This window comes from Winogradskyella sp. A3E31 (genome assembly GCF_046720935.1).
Classification (GTDB): domain Bacteria; phylum Bacteroidota; class Bacteroidia; order Flavobacteriales; family Flavobacteriaceae; genus Winogradskyella.
In genome coordinates this window covers 195,284-213,102 of sequence record NZ_JBHNWH010000003.1, presented here as the reverse complement: position 1 = coordinate 213,102, position 17,819 = coordinate 195,284, and the positions used below count along the sequence as shown (strand labels likewise).

Annotated in this window: 21 protein-coding genes; 8 read left to right on the top strand and 13 right to left on the bottom strand. The window is 33.9% G+C overall.

Features of this window, described 5'->3' with window-relative positions; translation table 11 throughout:
• Positions 1-12: 12 nt before the first annotated feature.
• Entirely contained in the window at positions 13-1,665 is a 1,653-nt protein-coding gene (locus tag ACFEMA_RS05460; RefSeq protein WP_411767037.1) for an ABC transporter substrate-binding protein, read from the bottom strand.
• Positions 1,666-1,710: 45 nt separating this feature from the next.
• Here ACFEMA_RS05460 and mtaB point away from each other — a divergent pair, with 45 nt between their 5' ends.
• Together mtaB and ACFEMA_RS05450 are read left to right on the top strand one after the other, a co-directional pair.
• Positions 1,711-3,042, top strand: coding sequence for a tRNA (N(6)-L-threonylcarbamoyladenosine(37)-C(2))-methylthiotransferase MtaB (gene mtaB / locus ACFEMA_RS05455; RefSeq protein ID WP_411767036.1), 1,332 nt, complete (start codon positions 1,711-1,713; stop codon positions 3,040-3,042).
• Between the two features lie 82 nt (positions 3,043-3,124).
• On the top strand, positions 3,125-3,661 hold the full coding sequence (locus ACFEMA_RS05450) for a hypothetical protein (protein ID WP_411767034.1): 537 nt from the start codon (positions 3,125-3,127) through the stop codon (positions 3,659-3,661).
• Between the two features lie 69 nt (positions 3,662-3,730).
• On the opposite strand, the gene ACFEMA_RS05445 is transcribed toward ACFEMA_RS05450, so the two are convergent.
• Entirely contained in the window at positions 3,731-4,027 is a 297-nt protein-coding gene (locus ACFEMA_RS05445; RefSeq protein WP_411767033.1) for an N-acetyltransferase, read from the bottom strand.
• A gap of 163 nt (positions 4,028-4,190) precedes the next feature.
• On the opposite strand from ACFEMA_RS05445, the gene ACFEMA_RS05440 reads away from it, so the two are divergent.
• From ACFEMA_RS05440 to cls, 3 genes are read left to right on the top strand one after another with little or no spacing between them, the layout of a single operon-like run.
• Complete coding sequence (locus tag ACFEMA_RS05440; protein WP_411767032.1) at positions 4,191-4,886, top strand: alpha/beta hydrolase; 696 nt, start codon at positions 4,191-4,193, stop codon at positions 4,884-4,886.
• Positions 4,887-4,936: 50 nt separating this feature from the next.
• Entirely contained in the window at positions 4,937-5,878 is a 942-nt protein-coding gene (locus tag ACFEMA_RS05435; protein ID WP_411767031.1) for a lytic transglycosylase domain-containing protein, read from the top strand.
• A gap of 13 nt (positions 5,879-5,891) precedes the next feature.
• Complete coding sequence (gene cls / locus ACFEMA_RS05430; protein ID WP_411767142.1) at positions 5,892-7,331, top strand: cardiolipin synthase; 1,440 nt, start codon at positions 5,892-5,894, stop codon at positions 7,329-7,331.
• Between the two features lie 3 nt (positions 7,332-7,334).
• Here cls and ACFEMA_RS05425 read toward each other — a convergent pair whose 3' ends face one another.
• Positions 7,335-7,913 carry a DUF2892 domain-containing protein gene (locus ACFEMA_RS05425; protein ID WP_411767030.1) on the bottom strand — a complete coding sequence of 193 codons (579 nt, stop codon included), beginning with the start codon at positions 7,911-7,913 and terminating at the stop codon, positions 7,335-7,337.
• A gap of 156 nt (positions 7,914-8,069) precedes the next feature.
• On the opposite strand from ACFEMA_RS05425, the gene rpmH reads away from it, so the two are divergent.
• The 3 genes from rpmH to ACFEMA_RS05410 all read left to right on the top strand — a co-directional run bounded on the left by rpmH (position 8,070) and on the right by ACFEMA_RS05410 (position 11,646).
• On the top strand, positions 8,070-8,231 hold the full coding sequence (gene rpmH, locus ACFEMA_RS05420; RefSeq protein WP_411767029.1) for a 50S ribosomal protein L34: 162 nt from the start codon (positions 8,070-8,072) through the stop codon (positions 8,229-8,231).
• A 99-nt stretch (positions 8,232-8,330) separates the two neighbouring features.
• Positions 8,331-11,183 (top strand): carbamoyl-phosphate synthase large subunit, encoded by a 2,853-nt coding sequence (gene carB, locus ACFEMA_RS05415; RefSeq protein WP_411767028.1) that lies wholly within the window; start codon positions 8,331-8,333, stop codon positions 11,181-11,183.
• Between the two features lie 127 nt (positions 11,184-11,310).
• Positions 11,311-11,646 (top strand): T9SS type A sorting domain-containing protein, encoded by a 336-nt coding sequence (locus ACFEMA_RS05410; protein WP_411767026.1) that lies wholly within the window; start codon positions 11,311-11,313, stop codon positions 11,644-11,646.
• Positions 11,647-11,696: 50 nt separating this feature from the next.
• Here the strand turns inward: ACFEMA_RS05410 and ACFEMA_RS05405 are convergent, their stop codons facing one another.
• From ACFEMA_RS05405 to rmuC, 10 genes are all read right to left on the bottom strand, one after another.
• Positions 11,697-12,248: a YceI family protein gene (locus ACFEMA_RS05405; protein ID WP_411767025.1), complete on the bottom strand. Its 552-nt coding sequence runs from the start codon at positions 12,246-12,248 to the stop codon at positions 11,697-11,699.
• A gap of 1 nt (position 12,249) precedes the next feature.
• On the bottom strand, positions 12,250-12,621 hold the full coding sequence (locus ACFEMA_RS05400; protein WP_411767024.1) for a hypothetical protein: 372 nt from the start codon (positions 12,619-12,621) through the stop codon (positions 12,250-12,252).
• Positions 12,622-12,632: 11 nt separating this feature from the next.
• Entirely contained in the window at positions 12,633-13,481 is an 849-nt protein-coding gene (locus tag ACFEMA_RS05395) for a DUF5777 family beta-barrel protein (RefSeq protein WP_411767023.1), read from the bottom strand.
• Between the two features lie 10 nt (positions 13,482-13,491).
• Entirely contained in the window at positions 13,492-13,878 is a 387-nt protein-coding gene (locus tag ACFEMA_RS05390) for an OB-fold protein (protein ID WP_411767022.1), read from the bottom strand.
• Positions 13,879-13,944: 66 nt separating this feature from the next.
• Positions 13,945-14,481 (bottom strand): acyl-CoA thioesterase, encoded by a 537-nt coding sequence (locus ACFEMA_RS05385; protein ID WP_411767021.1) that lies wholly within the window; start codon positions 14,479-14,481, stop codon positions 13,945-13,947.
• A complete protein-coding gene (locus ACFEMA_RS05380) occupies positions 14,474-15,190 on the bottom strand; it encodes a DUF3307 domain-containing protein (RefSeq protein ID WP_411767020.1) in 717 nt (238 codons plus the stop codon). Before ACFEMA_RS05380 ends, ACFEMA_RS05385 begins: the two co-directional genes overlap by 8 nt.
• The gene (locus tag ACFEMA_RS05375) at positions 15,187-15,801 is read right to left on the bottom strand and encodes a transcriptional regulator (protein WP_411767019.1); all 615 of its coding nucleotides are present in this window, start codon (positions 15,799-15,801) and stop codon (positions 15,187-15,189) included. The genes ACFEMA_RS05380 and ACFEMA_RS05375 overlap by 4 nt, the downstream gene beginning before the upstream one ends.
• A 122-nt stretch (positions 15,802-15,923) precedes the next feature.
• Positions 15,924-16,190 carry a hypothetical protein gene (locus ACFEMA_RS05370; protein ID WP_411767018.1) on the bottom strand — a complete coding sequence of 89 codons (267 nt, stop codon included), beginning with the start codon at positions 16,188-16,190 and terminating at the stop codon, positions 15,924-15,926.
• A 5-nt stretch (positions 16,191-16,195) separates the two neighbouring features.
• A complete protein-coding gene (locus tag ACFEMA_RS05365; protein WP_411767017.1) occupies positions 16,196-16,450 on the bottom strand; it encodes a hypothetical protein in 255 nt (84 codons plus the stop codon).
• Entirely contained in the window at positions 16,440-17,759 is a 1,320-nt protein-coding gene (gene rmuC / locus ACFEMA_RS05360; protein ID WP_411767016.1) for a DNA recombination protein RmuC, read from the bottom strand. The genes ACFEMA_RS05365 and rmuC overlap by 11 nt, the downstream gene beginning before the upstream one ends.
• Positions 17,760-17,819 lie beyond the last annotated feature (60 nt).

Here is a 17,819-nt window from a genome sequence, read left to right as displayed (position 1 = left end):
TAAGTGAGGAAGTCAATTCGACTTTCTCACTTTTTTTAATTCCAACAAATTAGTAGCATTAATTCCAAGACCTTCAATATTTTTTCGTGTAAAGCGAACCACTTCGTCATAATACAAAGGAACTATCGGGGCACTTTGCATAACTAAACTATCCATTGTGGTATATAGATGTGCTCTAGCTTCTGAATCCGTTTCCAAATAGGCTGCTTTGTATAGTGAATCAAAAGTATCACTTGTAAAATGGGTGTAATTTGGGCCATTAGGGGCAAAATTTTCGCTGTAATACAGTGAAAGGTAATTTTCAGCATCCGGATAATCGGCAATCCAGCTCGCTCTAAAAAAATTGAGTTGCCCATTAGCTTTTAAATCTTTTAAACTTGAAGCAGGGATCACATCCACATTAATTTCTAGCCCTATTTTTTGAAGTTCACGTTGAATATATTCGCAAAAACTTAAATAATTACTGGTTGTAGTTAATGTTATCAATGGATTTGTGTTTCCAGTTTCTGATTTATAATCTTGGATTAACCTCTTTGCTTCTTCGGGGTCATAGCTATATCCAATTTCTGAGTCGTATCCTGGTAGTCCTTTTGGTATAAACCCTCCATAAGCAGGTATGCCGATACCATTTCTCAAATAGGTGATCATTTTCTGTCTGTCAAACCCCATATTTACGGCTTTCCTCAGTTTTTCAGATTGAATTTCATCAACTTCAGACTCCATAAAGAAAGCGAGATATTCTGTATTAAGGTATGGACCTCTAATCATGTTGACATCATTCTTGTAACTCTCTTTTAATTGACCTTCAGATGTTAAAATTTCATCCTTGTAGGAAGCGTCCAGTCCTGAAACAAAATCGATATTACCTTGTGCAAACTGAAGAAATTCACTTTGTTTATCGGGTAAAAACGTAATAGAAATGGCTTCGAGATAGGGGAGTTTATCACCGTTTTTGTCCATTTCAAAATAATCAGTATTGCGCCTCATTACCAATTTAATGTTCTCTTCCCAGCGCTTTAATTTAAAAGGACCAGTTCCAATAGCATTCGACCTAAAGTCTGAGCCATAATGCTCAACGATTTCTTTTGGTACTACAGAACAATATTTCATGGTTAATAACCCTAAGAAGGCAGGGAACGGTTGCTTTAATTCAATGGTGAAAACGGAGTCATTTTCAGCATAAAAACGATCTACTTTTCCCATGACCCAACTACCAGGAGAGGCTACTTTTGGGTCTAATAAACGATTAAAGCTATATACAAAATCTTTAGCATTAACAGCTCTTGTAGAATCTCGGTTGTTGAGCCCAGTCGAAGTACTAAATAAGTGATGTTTATGGAACGTTACACCAGATTTCAGCTTAAAGCGATACCTCTTGGCGCTGTCACTTATTTCCCAAGATTCAGCTAAGGCAGGCTGTACATTAAGGCTGTCATCCATTTGTACTAAGCCATTAAATAACTGATTGGTTGCCCATATATCAGCTAGATCTTTTGAAAATGCAGGATCTAAAGAACCAATATTTTTGTGTTCGTTGTATCTAAAGACGAGGTGGTCTCTATTGGTGTTTTCGTTCTGTTTGCAGGATGATAAAAGGAAAATAAGGCAAATTGCTAGTACGTAGAAACTTACTTGTTTAGTATTACTTATTATCTGTTTTATCATTTTAGTATTAAGTTGTAAATTTGCAGCCTTGGTAAAAGTACAAGAATGAACGCCAATAAAAAAGTCGCATTTTACACATTAGGCTGTAAGCTGAACTATTCAGAAACCTCTACAATTGCTCGCTCTTTTAAGAGTGAAGGCTTTAATCGTGTAGATTTTTCTGAGAAAGCAGATATTTATGTCATTAATACATGTTCCGTTACAGAGAATGCAGACAAGCGCTTTAAAACGATTGTAAAACAAGCCCAAAAAGTAAATCCAGATGCCTTTGTAGCTGCCATTGGTTGTTATGCACAGCTAAAGCCTGAGGAACTAGCCGATGTCAACGGGGTTGACTTGGTGCTTGGTGCTACAGAAAAATTTAAGATTACGGACTATCTTAATGACTTGTCTAAGAATGATATGGGTGAGGTGCATTCTTGTGAAATTCAAGATGCGGATTTCTATGTAGGCAGTTATTCTATTGGTGACCGTACACGAGCTTTTTTGAAAGTACAAGATGGATGCGATTACAAGTGTACGTACTGTACTATTCCGTTAGCCAGGGGCATTTCTAGAAGTGATACTATGGAAAATGTGATTTCTAACGCTAAAGAAATTGCAAATAAAGGGATTAAGGAAATCGTATTGACAGGCGTTAATATTGGTGATTATGGTAAAGGTGAATTTGGTAACAAAAAGCACGAGCATACCTTCTTAGATCTAATAACCCAACTCGATGAGGTAGATGGAATTGAACGGCTTCGGATTTCTTCTATTGAACCAAACTTGCTTAAAAACGAATCGATTGAGCTCGTTGCTAAATCGAGAGCTTTTGTGCCTCACTTTCATATTCCATTGCAAAGTGGGAGTAACACACTTTTGAAGAAGATGAAGCGTCGATATATGAAAGAATTGTATGTCGATAGAGTAAAGAAAATAAAGGAAATCATGCCTCATGCTTGTATTGGGGTTGATGTCATTGTTGGTTTTCCTGGAGAAACCGATGAATTGTTTTTAGAGACCTACAATTTCCTCAACGAATTAGATGTTTCCTATCTGCATGTATTTACCTATTCTGAACGTGATAATACAGAAGCGGCTTCATTTGATGGTGTAGTGCCAAAGAATGTGAGGGCTAAACGTAGTAAAATGCTTCGTGGATTATCTGCAAAAAAACGTCGTGCGTTTTACGAGAGCCAAATAGGAACTAACAAGTCTGTCCTTTTCGAAGGTGAAAATAAAGCCGGTTACATTCATGGATTCACAGAAAACTATGTTAAAGTTAAAGCACCTTGGAACCCTGAATTGGTAAATACCATCCACAATATTCATTTAACTGAAATCGCTGAAGATGGGCTTGTTAGGCTTCAATTTGTTAAAGAATTGGCAGTTTAACAGAAATTATCCCCATTTGTCTAATATTTAGAGCCACTTTTAATTACTCTAATACATTTACAGCATTCAAAAAAACTTTAATATGAAGGCGCCCCAAAAATTCCTCCTATTATTTATCACGTTAGTATGTCTTTCATCTTGTTCAAAGGATGATATGGATTCTAGTTCTATGTATCAAGGAACATGGAAATTAACGGCAATAAATTTAAGTACACCGCTAGATTTAGATGGTGATAACATTGCTGATACCAATTTAGTAGATAAAATGCCTATTATTGATGGAACTATAATTTTTGATAGTGCATCAACTGGCTCTTACAATTATAACTCAAATGTATCTTTTAATACAAGATATGATAACGGAAAACTAATGTTTTTAGTGGCATCTTCTATTCCTCCTGGGGATCAATCGGTTTCATTTATTCATTCAGAATCATCAGATCAGATAACAATAAACGATGATATTACCTTTAATAAAGTAGGGTTAATAAATTCTGTTTTAACTGTAGATGGTAATACGTTGAAGATGAATGTTTCTAATGGCTTTGAAGTGACTGATATAGAGACTTTAGACATTGTAATATCCCAAGATGTAGAATACGTATTTAGCAAAAGCTAAAATTAAAATACAACCCACAAAAAAACCGAAGCCAACGCTTCGGTTTTTTTGTTTTTATTTGGTATAAGTCTAAATTCTAATACCTACAGGTAACATACGCTTGTACTTTCTGTTGCTTCTTACAAATTTTGCAATTTCAGGACTCGTTGGTACAACGCTAATGTTTCGTTCTTTGATGTTGTCAAAAACCTGTTTTAAAAAATCTTTTTCAAATTCATCCGACTTTAGATTGTCCGGGATAATCATTTTGGTCAAAAATATCTTGCGCTCTTGCAAAGAATATTCAATAATGGCCATGTCGTTTTCAACCTTTAATTCAAATTGACGTAAAAAATCATTGTCAATCAATTCAGCAGCTTCAGTCATATTTGTTTTTATTAAAATATTAGCGGTCGATAGTGTAGATGCTATATTATATATAGCTTTGTAGTGCAAAGATACAAAAAATAACCAAATCATTTAGGGTGATAGTGTTAAATGCTTTGTAGATAAAGGGTTATAGGAATAATAAGACAAATTTTTAGACTTAATGGGTAATATTGACGCTAAAAAGAATTTAAAAGTGGATGAAAATTATATCCACGTGTATTTAATGCCCGGATTAGCAGCAAACCCATCTATATTCGAAAACATTAAGTTACCCGAGGATACATTTAAAATTCATTGGCTAGAATGGGAGATCCCCAATTCTGATAACTCTCTTGAAGATTATGCCAAACGCATGTGCAATTATATAGAATACAAAGGCTCTGTACTTTTGGGAGTGTCATTTGGGGGGATGTTAGTTCAAGAAATGTGTAAGCATATTGATCTAAGAAAATTGTTTGTGGTATCTAGTATTAAATCCCATCACGAATTGCCCAAAAGGCTAAAAATCCTTCGAAAAACAAAAGCCTACAAGATTTTACCCACTAGATTAGTGAGCCATGTCGATGTACTTGAAAAATATTCGTTTGGCTCATTTTTTAAAAAACGATTGTCTTTATATAAAAAATACCTTTCTGTAAGAGATCCTAAATATCTAGACTGGGCCATAAAACAAGTAGTCACATGGAATCAAGAAGAGCCAAATCCAGATGCGACTTACATTCATGGAGATAAGGATATAGTTTTCCCACATTCTTGCCAAGGAAATTGTATAGTTATTAAAGGGGGCACTCACATAATGATCATTAATAAATTTAAATGGTTTAATGAAAATTTACCTAAACTTATATTAGATTGAATTTGAATTGAATGTGATAATTATATACATTTATAGAAAATATACTTGCTATGAAAACAATTAAAAATATACTGAGTGCAATAGGTCTAATCTGTATATCAGGACTATTCATATTTGCCGTTCAAAATGACAAAGCACCTTCCGATGATAAGGTTGCAAAAGAAGATCCTTTGGTCAATGACTACAATGTCTATGCACTGGAAGTACCAATGGATTTGAATTTTGCTGGAGAACCTGTACCACTTCAAAATCCCGATATCTATGAGCGTATGGATAGGGAACTGCTTGTTAACACCTATTGGCAATCTAACGGATTGTTGATGTTTAAAAGAGCAGAAAAATACTTTCCGGTAATAGAACCTATTCTAAAAAAGAACGGAATACCTGATGATTTTAAATATTTGGCAGTCATAGAAAGTGGCTTGACTAATGCAGTATCGCCTGCTGGAGCAAGAGGGGTTTGGCAAATAATGCCAGCAACAGGACGAGAAAATGGTCTTGAAGTGAATGATAATGTTGACGAGCGCTACCATTTGGAGATGTCAACCGAAGTAGCTTGTAAATACCTTAAGGAAGCCAAAGAAAATTTAGGAAGCTGGACATTGGCCGCTGCAGCATATAATGCAGGTAATGCTGGGATTTCGAGACGATTAAGAGAGCAACAGGTTACGGATTATTACGATTTGCTTTTGGGGGAGGAAACCGGGCGTTATATGTTTAGAATCGTTGCATTGAAGGAAATTCTATCCCATCCGCAGAAATACGGTTTTAACTTTAATAAAAATCAATTGTATAAAAACGTGCCAACCTATGAGGTTAAAGTAGATACCGCAGTTACCGATTTTGCCCAATTTGCAAAACAATTTGAAATAAATTATAAAATCTTAAAACTCCACAACCCTTGGCTACGAGAGCCTCATCTCAATAATAAGTCAAGAAAATTATACCACATTGAAATCCCTGAGAAAGGCCATTACTCGGTAAACCCTTAACTGTTTGGATTATGTGAAAGATAATATCTGGCAAATTCTCATAGTGTTAAACTATGTATTGGCCATTTCTGGTGTAATTACTATCTTATTAAGAAAATTAAACCCTACAAAGACCTTAAGCTACATTATTGTGCTTTTGGTCTTTCCTTTTGTTGGGCTAATCGCTTATTACCTTTTCGGTCAAGAATATAGGAAGAATAAGATTTTTAGTCGAAAAAATGTTCTGAATCAAAATGTTGTAAAGAGAATTCAAAATGACTTAGAACTTGATTCGCGCACCATAGATGAAGTAGATTCCATTTTAGATGAAAAGTCTAAATTGATAAGGCTGCTTTACAATAATGAAAACTCTAAACTTTCCGTTAAAAATAAAGCCCAGTTGCTAAAAAACGGAGATGAAAAATTTGAAGCATTATTTGCGGATATTGATAAGGCTGAACATCATATCCATTTAGAATACTTTATCATCAAGGACAATAAAATAGGAAAAAAAGTTTTAGATACCCTTTGCCAAAAAGCGAAAGAGGGTATAGAGGTAAGAATAATTATTGATGATGTGGGGAGTTCAATATCTTCAAAATATAAATCCAAACTAAAGGATTGTGGAGTGCAATTGTACTCATTTATGCCTGTTCTCTTTTCTAAATTCACTGGTAAAATGAATTATAGAGACCACAGAAAAATTGTGGTTATAGATGGTAAAATAGGATATGTTGGGGGTATAAATATTTCGGACACCTACGTCAACGCCAATAATGAAAAGTATTGGAGAGATACTCATCTAAGGATTGAAGGTGAAGCAGTAAAATCCCTTCAGATTTTATTTTTTACAACTTGGGATTTTGTCACTGATCATGATATTAAGATCTCAAAAGCGTATTTTCCAGAACATAAAATAAAGGAAGATGTGCCCATCCAGATTGCTGCGAGTGGTCCAGATACGGATTGGTCTAACATTATGGAGTCTGTTTTTGTAGCCATTACCAATGCTACTGATTATGTATATATCACAACCCCTTATTTAATACCAAGCGATGAAATTATAACAGCATTACAGGTTGCTGCACGGAGCAATATTGATGTTAAGATAATTGTACCTAAAGAGTCTGATTCGTGGATAGCGGAATACGCTACTAATTCTTACTTAGGGCGTCTTTTAGAAGCTGGGGCTAGCATTTACCATTACAAAAAAGGGTTTATACATGCTAAAACAATGGTAGTTGATGATGTGTTTAGTACCATAGGTACGGCAAACATGGACTACAGAAGCTTTAATATTAATTTTGAGGTTAATGCTCTTATTTATAATAAGGAAACAACTATAGCTTTAAAATCGCTTTTTAAAACAGATTTAGAGGACTGTGAGCAGTTAACACTTAAATCTTGGCGAAATCGTCCCAAAAGGATTAAAGTTGTTGAAGCAGTAGCACGATTGATGGCACCTTTACTTTAGTGGTTATCTTCGGCTTCGTCGTTGTTGCCTAGGAGATGTCGGTTGGCCGTAATGCTGTTTCGGAATAGAAGCCTTTTTCATTTGTTGCTTCATCACTTTAATCTGGTCGGCAAGCATATTTCTTTTATCGAGCTTATCAGCCTCAGCTAACAACTTTTGTGCTTCAGCCTTTCTTCTTTTGCTAAAAGCAATACCAGCAAGATTCAATTTTGCCATTGCCGCGTCATGATCCATTGATAGCCCCAAACTCAGTGCTTTTTTAAAGTACTTTTCAGCATCATTCATGTTTGTTTGAGACACCATAATGCCATTAAGATAATTAAGGTATCCTTGCTGCTTCTTAACTAAAGCTCCTTCAGGATTTTTAATTTTATCTAGCCACTTTTTAGCGCCTTCAAAATCTTGTTTTCTCAACTTAAAAAATGCTAAAAGAATCATTTCATTCTTAAAATACAGAAAAATGAATATTGTTGATAACAGAATATACATGATGCCATTTCCTATTTCACCTTCTGTAAACTGATAAACAGCATAGGCAACAATTAAAAAAGCAATAACAAGTTTTATATTTTTATTGAACATATAGTATTGACAATTTAGGAGGGCAAAGGTAATAAAAACAAATAAAAATATTTTTAAAAGAGCTCTTGTTAAAGTAAAAACTTGTTGTATATTTGCACGCAGTTTTGGAATAGCATCCAACTAAAGAAATAAAGTAAGATTTAAAGATATAGAGTAATGCCAAAAAGAACGTTTCAACCATCAAAAAGAAAGAGAAGAAACAAGCACGGTTTCAGAGAAAGAATGGCTTCTGTTAATGGAAGAAAAGTTTTAGCACGTAGACGTGCTAAAGGTAGAAAGAGATTGTCTGTATCTTCTGAAGCTAGACATAAAAAATAATGATTAACAATTGTTAATATTTAAAGGTGTTACTTAGGTGTAACGCCTTTTTTTATACCCTATCGATACCTATTTTTGTAAACCAAAATCATCAAAATAATGCCGAAAAACAAAAACATTAAATCTATTCTTCTTATCGGGTCTGGCCCCATCATTATTGGTCAGGCATGTGAATTTGATTATTCCGGATCACAAGCCTTACGTTCTTTACGTGAAGATGGAATAGAGACTATTCTAATCAATTCAAATCCGGCAACCATAATGACAGATCCTGCAATGGCAGATCATGTGTATTTATTGCCTTTGACTACAAAATCATTAGTAAAAATTTTAAAAGAGCACCCACAAATTGACGCTGTATTGCCTACTATGGGTGGTCAAACTGCTTTAAACCTTTGTATTGAGGCAGATGAAAAAGGGATTTGGGAAGATTTTAATGTCGATATTATTGGGGTCGATATAGATGCAATAAATATTACCGAAGATCGAGAAAAGTTTAGGGAATTAATGTTAAAAATTGGTGTTGGCATGGCACCACAAGCAACAGCTACATCTTATCTTAAAGGAAAGGAAATTGCTCAAGAGTTTGGTTTTCCATTGGTAATTAGAGCTTCTTATACTTTGGGTGGTGCAGGTGCTTCGTTTGTATATAAAGAAGAAGATTTTGATGAAATGCTGACAAGAGGTCTTGAAACTTCGCCAATTCACGAGGTGATGATTGATAAGGCTTTGATTGGCTGGAAAGAATATGAGCTTGAGCTTTTACGCGATAAAAATGATAATGTCGTTATCATTTGTACCATCGAAAATATGGACCCTATGGGGATTCATACTGGAGATTCTATTACAATTGCGCCTGCAATGACCTTATCGGACGCAACGTATCAACGTATGCGAGATATGGCAATACACATGATGCGTAGCATTGGTGATTTTGCTGGTGGTTGTAATGTGCAGTTTGCTGTAAGCCCAGATGAAAAAGAAGATATAATTGCCATAGAGATTAATCCAAGAGTATCAAGGTCATCAGCATTGGCTAGTAAGGCTACAGGGTATCCAATCGCTAAAATAGCTGCAAAGTTGGCAATGGGCTATACATTAGACGAATTGGACAATCAAATAACAAAACTCACTTCAGCGTTATTTGAACCGACTATTGACTATGTTGTGGTAAAAATACCAAGATGGAATTTTGATAAGTTTGAAGGTTCTGATAGAACTTTAGGACTACAAATGAAGGCCGTTGGTGAGGTAATGGCCATTGGTAGATCTTTCCAGGAAGCGTTACATAAAGCCACACAATCCTTAGAAATAAAGCGTAATGGTCTCGGCGCTGACGGTAAAGGTTATAAGGATTATGAAACTATTATTGAAAAGCTGACATACGCTAGTTGGGACCGTGTATTTGTTATATATGATGCCATTGAAATGGGTATACCATTAAGTCGTATCCATGAGATTACAAAAATTGATATGTGGTTCTTAAAGCAATATGAAGAGCTGTTTCAACTTCAAAAAGAAATATCGACATACAAAATAGACACTGTTGAAAGAGAATTACTGCTCGAAGCTAAGCAAAAAGGGTATGGTGATCGTCAAATTGCCCACATGTTAGGTTGTTTAGAGAGTCAGGTATATAACAAAAGAAAAGAGCTTAAAATTAATAGGGTTTTTAAGTTAGTAGATACATGTGCGGCAGAGTTTACAGCTCAAACACCTTATTATTACTCAACCTTTGAAAGTGAAGTAGAGTATCCTGATGGGACAGTAACTGTTCATAATGAGAGTGTGGTTACAGATAAAAAGAAAATAGTAGTATTAGGTTCTGGTCCTAATAGAATAGGGCAGGGCATTGAGTTTGATTACTGTTGTGTCCATGGTGTTTTGGCAGCAGCTGAGTGCGGTTATGAAACCATAATGATTAACTGTAACCCTGAAACAGTTTCTACGGATTTTGATATTGCAGATAAACTGTATTTTGAACCTGTCTTCTGGGAGCATATTTATGACATCATTCAGCATGAAAAGCCAGAAGGAGTCATTGTGCAATTAGGTGGTCAAACAGCCTTAAAACTTGCTGAAAAACTTGATCGTTACGGTATTAAAATCATGGGAACAACCTATCAGGCTCTTGATTTGGCTGAAGATCGTGGAAGTTTTTCAAAACTACTTCAAGAAAATAATATTCCATACCCAGAGTTTGATACAGCGGAAACTGCTGATGAAGCACTTGCGGTAGCAGATAAGCTTAATTTTCCAATTTTGGTTCGTCCATCATATGTACTTGGTGGTCAGGGGATGAAAATTGTAATCAATAAACAAGAGTTAGAAGAGCACGTCGTTGATTTATTGCGTAAAATCCCGAATAATAAATTGCTTTTAGACCATTATTTAGATGGTGCTATAGAAGCAGAAGCGGATGCTATTTGTGATGGGGAAAACGTTTATATCATAGGAATAATGGAGCATATTGAACCATGTGGAATTCATTCTGGTGATAGTAACGCAACATTGCCACCGTTTAATTTAGGTGAGTTTGTGATGCAACAAATTAAAGACCATACACATAAGATAGCTCTAGCTTTAAATACCGTTGGTTTAATAAACATTCAGTTCGCCATAAAGGATGATATGGTTTACATTATTGAAGCTAACCCAAGAGCCTCTCGTACTGTGCCTTTTATAGCAAAGGCCTACAAAGAGCCTTACGTCAATTATGCCACCAAGGTGATGTTAGGTGAGAATAAAGTCACTGATTTTGACTTTAACCCACAATTGGAAGGTTATGCTATTAAACAACCGGTATTCTCGTTCAATAAGTTCCCGAATGTGAATAAAAAGTTAGGTCCAGAAATGAAGAGTACGGGAGAAAGTATATTGTTTATAGATAGTTTAAAAGATGATGAGTTTTACGATTTGTACTCAAGACGTAAGATGTATTTGAGTAAGTAAAATAATTGAATTTCTCAAGACTTATTGATTGTCAATGTGTTATTGGTCGATTTTTTAGTTAAAATTTCGATAATTATCTCATATAATCAATATTTTTTCTAACTTAGATTGATTAAAGCCCTAAACTATGAAGATAAAATTACTCGTTTTATTATTATTAATCGGTTCTTATTCGGCATTTGGTCAATCAAATTCCAATGATGTGGTACTTAATAATTCTACAATTGTAGATGATTTTAGTATTAAACCCAATCCTTCTAGTAATTTCCTAAACATTAAGTTAGATGAATTTACTACCGAATTAAGTATTGAGGTTTATGATGTACTTGGAAAACGTATTTACAATGGCAAATTAACAAAGCTAGAAACCTCTATTCAAGTATCAGGATGGAAGTCAGGTGTTTATCTCGTGCGTGTTTCAAATGACATAACAACACATACTAAACGTTTTATGAAGCAATAACAATAATATTAAGAAAAAATACTAGATATCACTTCAATTGAGGTGCTATTTTATTTTTCCGCTAAATCAAACTCAAAAACGACATCTACCTCCCGCGATAATTTATTACTAACGATTTTTGGAATTTTTATATCAAAATCACTAACATCTACTTGGAAATTGCCCGAAATTAAGATAGAATTTTTTGAAGTTTTTACAATAGTCAAAGTCTCGTTCTTTAAAGACTTGGTTTTTCCGTGGAACGTTAAATCTCCATTATAAATTATTTCTTTTGGGTTGTTGTCTATTGCATTAAGATCAAAACCAGTAATAGTACCTTTAAAAGTTGCTTTTGGATATTTGTCTGACTCTGCATAGTTTTCATTAAAATGCTCTTCCATTAAGGCGTTTTTAAATCGAAACCCTTTGACCAATACCAAAGCGGCAAACTCACCATTTTTTGTATTAAGAATAGCTGTGGAATTGCTATTCTTTGCTTTTACCTCTTCAAATGATGGCACAGAAGCTTCAAACTGAACTGTCCCTGTTTTGGTAAGGTATCTTTCTTGTGCAAAACTAAAAGTTGCAACACACAAAACTAAAATGCTGATAATCTGTTTCATATTATTGTTCAATAAATCCTTCATCTTCCCATTGTTCTATTAAATCTATTAAATTTTGGGGCAATCTTGAACCACCAAGTGGCATAAAACCACTTTCACCTGGCTGACTTGATATTCGGTTAATTAACCCTCTGTTTTCTACAGCATCAACAACTTGGCTATAGTTGACCATAGAGTTTGGCGCTGCATTGGTAGGTGGATCACCGTGACAAGATGTACAGTTGGTTTGTATAATTGGTCTTACATCGTCAACATAAGTAATCGTATTTGGCTGAGGTGTATTATCAATTAAATCATCTTCACTATCGTTGGTACATGATGTTGTAAATAACATAATTGTCGATAGAAATAAATATAAATGTTTTCTTTTCATAACATTAAAAATTAAAATCTGCGACTTAAATTAAACCCAAAATAAATATCTCCATCACCCCAATCTCCTGTGGCTTGCCCAAGAAACCCATTGGTATTCATAGCCTGCGAATTGGTAAAATGCATCTGGAACACATGGCCACCGGTTTCTAGATCAATACCTATAGATAACGGATTTTTAAACGGTGAAGTATCTGACCTATTGAGGTGCCATCCATAATCCATATTTAATGACCAGCGTTTTCCTAGCTTATAACGTCCACCTAAACCTAATGCAAACTGAGAATTATCTTGATTATTGTCAACAACATAATTATCATGAAAGTACGTAGGTGCTAACTCTAAAGAAAGTTTAGAACTCATTTTACGGGCTATCAAAACTTGGGTTGTATAGCCCAGCCTATTATCAAATTCTAATTTTGGTAAATTATCTTTATCCAACGCAGTATTTATAAGAATTGAGTTGTACCCTACAATTGTAAAAGGAGAACCTCCTTCGCTTTGTTGAACCAAGCGATATTTTAGAGCAGCTTCATATATTTTTTGAAAAGAACTACGTGAGGCACTTATATTAAGCCAATCGTTAATTCCATAGACAAAATTTAGCCGTGTTACAGCATCATCCAAACCAAAGAAGCTTTCAAAACCATTTTCTATGCTCCCAAAGCGGTGGGCAACTATAAAAGTGAGCTCGCCTTTTGCAACTAATTTCGTAGATTCAAAATTTACTATTTTCAAGCCCTTAAATGTTGCTATAGCGTAGTTGTCAGCGACAGCAACGGAGTCAATTTCATCTAACAAATCATCTTGTGAATAGATTGAGAGTGACATAAGACAAAGACAATAAACTAAATATTTCATACTTTAAAATTTAATTCAAAATGGAGCACTGATCTAGTTTTATTTCCCCTAAAAGGTCATCATAGCCTATACAACGTCCCTTAATAGATATAGTTTCTCCTATTACAATTTCATTGGTATTAGCACCACTTTTAAGGTCACAAAAAATAGTATTATCTAATGTCAATGTATTTAATTCAAATTCAGATACTTTACCAGAAACAATAATGGTTTTATTGAGATAGTTGTTTTGAGCTTTTAGAGGTTCTGATTGAAATTCTGAAGCAATTTGTACAGCAGAAATCTCAAACTCTGCTTTTTCGGATGAAATGTCCCTGTGGTCCTTATTGATGTACCTATATAGGAAATATGCTCCAACAATAAGAGCGACGAATAAAATGACCCACTTTTTCTTCATAGCATAAAAAAGTTGAATATAAATATAGCGAAAATTAAGATAAGGTCAGAGTCATGTCTAGAGTCTTTAAAACTCTAATTTAATTCTGTAATCCTTTAAAAGTGATAAATGTTCATCTATGTTTTTATATATTTCGTTTAGAGTTTCCTGTTTTTTGAATTCGCTCTCTTTTCTAGAAATAGCCTTAATAAACCGCTTTGCTTCTAATTTTGAACTTATAATAAGTCCAGGGACATTAATAGATTGTCCTTTATCATTTTTTGCAACCATAGTAAAAAATGAAGAATTACAATGCTTTTTTAAACCAGTTTGTATGTTTTCTGAATCTACACGTATACCAACAACCATAGACGATGAGCCCACATAATTTACAGATGCTTTCATGGTCACTAGTTCCCCAACTTCTATGGGGTTTCTGAAATTGACTTTGTCAACAGAAGCTGTAACACAATAACTACCTGAATGTTTTGAAGCACATGCAAATGCTACTTGATCCATTAAATTAAGAATGTACCCGCCATGGATTTTACCTCCAAAATTAGCGTGAGAAGGCAACATCAATTGAGATATAAGAATCCGGGAATCTTCTATAGATTTAAACATAATTGATAAGGCTTAAATACAGCAAACCTACGAGTATGGCAATACCAAAACTCAATAAGGTTCCGATTAAAATATACTCGGTGAGTTGTCGTTCCTTAGAATTAGAAATATCCCCAAATCTAAATACGGACTTAGCAGTGATTAAAAAACCGACGGCCTCCCAATGATCTAAGGCAATAAAAGCAAATACTAATAGACGCTCTAAAATACCAATGTATTTGCCAGCGTCTTTTAAAGACTCATTGTCTTTTGCTATTTTTTTAAGGTTCCATTTACTAAAAACAATTCCCATGATTATAGATGTGGGCATTGTTAAGAATAAAATGCAAATAATTAGTATTAGCTGTTTTGGATCGAAAGTAAATACAAATTCATAGCTGTCTCTATAAAAGAAAGTAGCCAAGCCAAAAATGGTGATGACATGCAGTAATTGGTCTATAAAAAATAGCCAACGCTTGTTCTTTTTAGTTTGAAGTAAAAGTTTTAATGCATCTATAACAAAGTGAATTAATCCGATGGATAGTATCAATTTCCAGTATGAAGCATCCCATACAATTAGAAACATTAGTACAACATGAATTAATATATGAGCATACAGCCATAACGATGCCAGTTTCTTTTTCTCTTTATCCTTAACCCATTTTTTGGGCTGTAAAAAGAAATCTCCTATGAGGTGTGCAAGAATTAGTTTTAAAAGTAGTAGTGTCATTTGAGTTGGGCTATTTTTTTTCTAAACATAAGGTCTAATGCTAATATATCATCTAAGTAAGCTCTTTTTTGGCGCTTACTGACAGCGTCTTGGTTTATACCCACTAATTTAGCCAATTCTGATTGAATCATATTTGGGTGTTCTAAACTAAGCTTTACAATCTCTGCTGAGTTCACCGTCCAATTATCCATTGCTATAAGTGCTAGTTTAAAATATAGATTTAATTCTTCATTGATGGTAGTGTCTTTTGTTTTGATCTTAAGGTTTTGTTTCTCCTTTTTAAGGGTTTCAAAGGTTTCACCAGAATAAACAAAAGCCTCCCCATTAGATTCGCTTACCGTATCTCCCTGATGAGATTTACCTCCAATGCCAATAGACATACGTACATCTAAACCTTTTACCGATTTTAAGAACGATTTTATATAAACAGAAGTGCTAAAGCTATCCTCAACGTTATTACATTCTAATTGAAAGCTATCTCCTCTGTATATGTCATAAAATGATGCGTTTTTTGTAACATCTGATAAAGCTGATTTTAAAGGAGTAAGCCAAATATTCTCATCTTTTGTCTTCCTAGATTTTATAATATCACCTGTTATAATACCAGTCATAGTATATATATTTTATACAAATATATGCCTTTTTTATGGAATAAACTAATTTATGCCATTAAAATGGAATAATATTAATTATGCTATTATTATGGAATAATTTATAAATAACTAAGAAAGGTTTATTCAATCTCTTTTTCATGCCATTTATTTCGTATGCCGTATTCGGTTTCAGCCTTTTGAAATAAACCAACTATAATAAATACAATACCCAATAGTGAAAGGAAAATTATAAGGAAAACATTAAAACCAGCATTTGTTGTTATTTTATAATCTGTAATTAAAAGCACTAAGGCAAAGCTTATAAAAACAATACCTAAAATTATAGCTCTAGCGTAAGATACCCTGAGAGTCCATTTGTAGATAATATCTATTGTTTTTTTATTCAAAATCTTTAAAAATCCGTCTTGTCGTCTTGACTTATCTTTTCTTCAAATTCTTTACGAATGTTAAAAGCTATAATAATTATTACTATACCAACAATTATTGCTGATATTGAAACAAAATACTTTAATCCTTCATTATTAAAATCATTATCATCAAAAAGAATAAGTGTTCCGCTTGATAGGGCCATAATTCCAAAAATAAAAATTACTACATAATTAATTCTTCCAATATATCTAATAAAATTACTTCGCTCAATCTTCATTCAATGAACGTTTGATTATTTTTTCGGGAAGTGATTTTTTAGCTTTAGCCCCCATTTTTTTTATTTTTTCAACTCTAGATATCAAATTGCCTTTTCCTTCAACTAATTTGTTCATGGCAGAAGAATAATCACTCTTAGCAGCATCTATCTTTTTTCCAACACCAGTTAAATCTGTTACTAAACCTTCAAACTTGTCATAAAGAGCTCCAGCTTGGCGAGCAATTTCAACGGCGTTTTGTTGTTGCTTTTCATTGTTCCACATGGTATCAATAGTACGCAACGTAGCCAAAAGAGTAGAAGGTGTAACAATGACAATATTTTTTTCAAAGGCTTTATTATAAAGTGAATTGTCTTCATTTATGGCAATTGCAAAAGCAGGTTCAATAGGGATAAACATCAATACAAAATCAGGGGACTCTATGTCGTATAAATCTTGGTAGTTTTTAGCAGATAACTGATCGACATGTCGCTTAATGGAGTTAACATGGGCTTTTAAAAAAGCATCACGTTCTTCGTCTTCGGCATTTACCAAACGCTCATAATCCACAAGTGATACCTTAGAATCTATAATCATCTTTTTGGAGTCTGGTAGATGTAAAACAACATCTGGCATTACTCTCGTGCCATCTTCTCGTTGAAAGTTTTGCTGCACAAAATATTCACGATCTTTTTCTAAACCAGATTTTTCTAAAACACGCTCTAAAACTAACTCACCCCAATTACCTTGTAATTTGCTATCGCCTTTTAAAGCCTTTGTGAGATTAGTGGCTTCTTTGGTCATTTGTATATTTAAATCTTTTAGACCAAGTAGTTGCTCTTTTAAGGCAGAATGCATACTGATACTTTCTTTTTGGGTGTCTTCTACCTTTTTCTCAAACGTTTTTATTTTTTCTTCTAGCGGATTTAGAATGTTCTTAATATTCTCTTTATTCTGAAGTGTAAACTTTTCTGATTTTTCATCCAGAATTTTTGAAGCCATTAACTCAAAGTCTTTTCTCAACTGCTCTTGCTGCTTTACCAGTTCTTCATCTTGCTTTTTCGATTGTTCATAAAGGTTTTGATACTCAGTATTTCTTCGAGTTAATTCTGAGTTTAAGAACTCTTTTTCTTTACGGATATCTTCACGTTCAAATTCAATCTTATTAATTGTCTCTTTTAATTCGATTATGGTTTCTTCTAATTGGCTCTGACGTTCCTCTAAAGTACTACGTTCACTTTTGCTTTTTAATTGTGCGAATTTAAATCCGATAAAAGCACCAATGCCAGCTGAAACAATTATGGTGATTAATAAAATGAGTGTATCGTTCATGAAATGGTTGAAATTTAACCAAAGATATATGTTTTGGTGAAAAATAAAGTATTGAAGTTT

Excerpts from the sequence above, each read along its gene's own strand:
- ACFEMA_RS05460 (WP_411767037.1), bottom strand. The coding sequence starts at position 1,665 with ATGATAAAACAGATAATAAGTAATACTAAACAAGTAAGTTTCTACGTA.
- mtaB (WP_411767036.1), top strand. The coding sequence starts at position 1,711 with ATGAACGCCAATAAAAAAGTCGCATTTTACACATTAGGCTGTAAGCTG.
- ACFEMA_RS05450 (WP_411767034.1), top strand. The coding sequence starts at position 3,125 with ATGAAGGCGCCCCAAAAATTCCTCCTATTATTTATCACGTTAGTATGT.
- ACFEMA_RS05445 (WP_411767033.1), bottom strand. The coding sequence starts at position 4,027 with ATGACTGAAGCTGCTGAATTGATTGACAATGATTTTTTACGTCAATTT.
- ACFEMA_RS05440 (WP_411767032.1), top strand. The coding sequence starts at position 4,191 with ATGGGTAATATTGACGCTAAAAAGAATTTAAAAGTGGATGAAAATTAT.
- ACFEMA_RS05435 (WP_411767031.1), top strand. The coding sequence starts at position 4,937 with ATGAAAACAATTAAAAATATACTGAGTGCAATAGGTCTAATCTGTATA.
- ACFEMA_RS05425 (WP_411767030.1), bottom strand. The coding sequence starts at position 7,913 with ATGTTCAATAAAAATATAAAACTTGTTATTGCTTTTTTAATTGTTGCC.
- rpmH (WP_411767029.1), top strand. The coding sequence starts at position 8,070 with ATGCCAAAAAGAACGTTTCAACCATCAAAAAGAAAGAGAAGAAACAAG.
- carB (WP_411767028.1), top strand. The coding sequence starts at position 8,331 with ATGCCGAAAAACAAAAACATTAAATCTATTCTTCTTATCGGGTCTGGC.
- ACFEMA_RS05410 (WP_411767026.1), top strand. The coding sequence starts at position 11,311 with ATGAAGATAAAATTACTCGTTTTATTATTATTAATCGGTTCTTATTCG.
- ACFEMA_RS05405 (WP_411767025.1), bottom strand. The coding sequence starts at position 12,248 with ATGAAACAGATTATCAGCATTTTAGTTTTGTGTGTTGCAACTTTTAGT.
- ACFEMA_RS05400 (WP_411767024.1), bottom strand. The coding sequence starts at position 12,621 with ATGAAAAGAAAACATTTATATTTATTTCTATCGACAATTATGTTATTT.
- ACFEMA_RS05395 (WP_411767023.1), bottom strand. The coding sequence starts at position 13,481 with ATGAAATATTTAGTTTATTGTCTTTGTCTTATGTCACTCTCAATCTAT.
- ACFEMA_RS05390 (WP_411767022.1), bottom strand. The coding sequence starts at position 13,878 with ATGAAGAAAAAGTGGGTCATTTTATTCGTCGCTCTTATTGTTGGAGCA.
- ACFEMA_RS05385 (WP_411767021.1), bottom strand. The coding sequence starts at position 14,481 with ATGTTTAAATCTATAGAAGATTCCCGGATTCTTATATCTCAATTGATG.
- ACFEMA_RS05380 (WP_411767020.1), bottom strand. The coding sequence starts at position 15,190 with ATGACACTACTACTTTTAAAACTAATTCTTGCACACCTCATAGGAGAT.
- ACFEMA_RS05375 (WP_411767019.1), bottom strand. The coding sequence starts at position 15,801 with ATGACTGGTATTATAACAGGTGATATTATAAAATCTAGGAAGACAAAA.
- ACFEMA_RS05365 (WP_411767017.1), bottom strand. The coding sequence starts at position 16,450 with ATGAAGATTGAGCGAAGTAATTTTATTAGATATATTGGAAGAATTAAT.
- rmuC (WP_411767016.1), bottom strand. The coding sequence starts at position 17,759 with ATGAACGATACACTCATTTTATTAATCACCATAATTGTTTCAGCTGGC.